The organism is Leucobacter sp. M11 (assembly GCF_035726885.1).
Lineage (GTDB): Bacteria > Actinomycetota > Actinomycetes > Actinomycetales > Microbacteriaceae > JAPFRB01.
Genome location: NZ_JAPFRB010000001.1, coordinates 555683 through 557467, shown reverse-complemented (window position 1 = coordinate 557467; position 1785 = coordinate 555683). Strand labels below are relative to the sequence as shown.

Here is a 1785-nt window from a genome sequence, read left to right as displayed (position 1 = left end):
GGACACGCTCGCAACGTGTCGGCTGGCGATCCGGTGCTCGGCGTCGGCGAGCTTCATCATGCCCTCCAGGGTGTGCTCGAGCCGGGCCAACTCGGCCCCGAGCTCGGCGATCCGGGCGGGGTGGTCGGCCGCGGGGGACAGCTCCAGGACGTCGAGGCGTAAGAGCACTCCGGCGAGGGCGTTTCGGAGCTGGTGGGACGTTTCCCCGAGCACGGCGCGCTGCCGGTCCAGGGTGCTCGTCAGCGCCTCGGCCATGCCCCGAAACTGCTGGGTCAGCTCCCGGAGCTCGGGCGGGCCCTCATCGGCGAGCGGATCGAGACGTTCCGAACGGCCGAGCGTGCCGAGGGCCCCGGACAGGTGCCGCACGGGCCGCAGGATCCAGCGGGCAATGAGCACGATGCTGGCGAGCAGGACGCCCTCGACGAGCACGGCGACCCCGAGCAGGGTGAGGAGGCGGGCATCGGCGCGCGCGACGGCGAGGGCCGGATCGACTTCGATGAGCACCGCGCCGCGGATCTGCGTCGCGGTGCCGAAGGGGCGGCTCAGGAACTGGGGTTCCGGGCGGAAGGGGCGGAGCGCGTCGAGGTCCGCCCGGCCGAGGTCGGCCCGGGCCCGGGCAAGCTCCGCTTCGACGCCCGCGGGGAGTGGGCCCGGGTCCGAGGCCAGCCGGAGGCCGCCGATCTCGACGACGACGCGCTCCTCGAACAGGTCCCGGTAGCGGTCGATCGCGGCGCGGAGCGAGCCGGTGTCTCCCGTGGTCTCGGCCTCGGCGGCCAGCGCGGCGAGAAAGGCGAGGGAGCGGCTGCGGGAGATCTGCACTTCCCGCCCGGCCTCGCGGTAGAGGCCCGCGCCGATCACGATGCCCGCGGTGAGCACGAGGACGAGGGAGAGCGCCCCGAGGACGATCATGATGCGCCGGGTCACGCGGTCACGCCGACTCGGCGGCGTCGGGGTCGAGGCGATACCCGACGCCGCGGACGTTGACGAGCAGGCCGGGACGGCCGAGCTTGGCGCGCAGGGCGGTGAGGTGCACATCGAGCGAGCGCGAGTGCGCGAGGAAGGCATCGCCCCACACGGTGTCGAGCAGTTCTTCCCGGGTGACGACCGTGCCCGCCGCCTCGACGAGCGCGGCGAGCAGCCGGTACTCGGTGGGGGTCAGCGCGAGGGCGTGCCCGTCGAGGTGCGCCCCGTGCGCGCCGGGGTCGAGGCGGAGCGGGCCGAGCTGGAGCGCCCCGCCGCCCGTGGCCTCGGGGCGCAGGCGGCGCTGCACGGCCTCGATCCGGGCCATGAGTTCGCTCAGCCGGATGGGCTTCACGAGGTAGTCGTCCGCGCCGAGGCGCAGCGCCCGGACGATGGAGCGTTCGTCCTCCCGGGCGGTGAGCACCAGGATCGGGCGTCGGGTGACGCGGCGCAGGCTCGCGAGCACGTCGATGCCGTCCAGATCGGGGAGGCCGAGGTCGAGCAGGATGACGTCCGCCTCGCGGTGATGCCGGAGCGCGTCGGTGCCGCGCGGGTACCGCTCGGTGCGGTGGCCGAGCAGGCTGAGCGCCTCGCTGAGTGCGGCAGCGATGACGTCGTCGTCTTCGATGAGGAGCAGGTGCATGACGGTCCGGGGGTCGGCGGGCGGAAGGATCGGGGGGAAGGGGGAAACGCCGCGCGGGGCGGAACCGGTTGCCCGATTCCGCCCCGGTTGCTGGCTCACACCCTAGCGGATGACGACCGGCTCGGGGAGGGGCTCTTCCGGCCCGGCGGCCCGGGGCTCGCTCTGCCCCGTAACCAGCGCTG

The 1785-nt window shown here is 74.3% G+C and carries 2 protein-coding genes; both read right to left on the bottom strand.

Features of this window, described 5'->3' with window-relative positions:
* Window positions 1-924: HAMP domain-containing protein (locus OOT08_RS02850; protein ID WP_325091032.1), on the bottom strand; the 924-nt coding region annotated here is incomplete at its 3' end.
* 4 nt (window positions 925-928) lie between these two features.
* Entirely contained in the window at window positions 929-1603 is a 675-nt protein-coding gene (locus tag OOT08_RS02845; protein WP_325091291.1) for a response regulator transcription factor, read from the bottom strand.
* Window positions 1604-1785 lie beyond the last annotated feature (182 nt).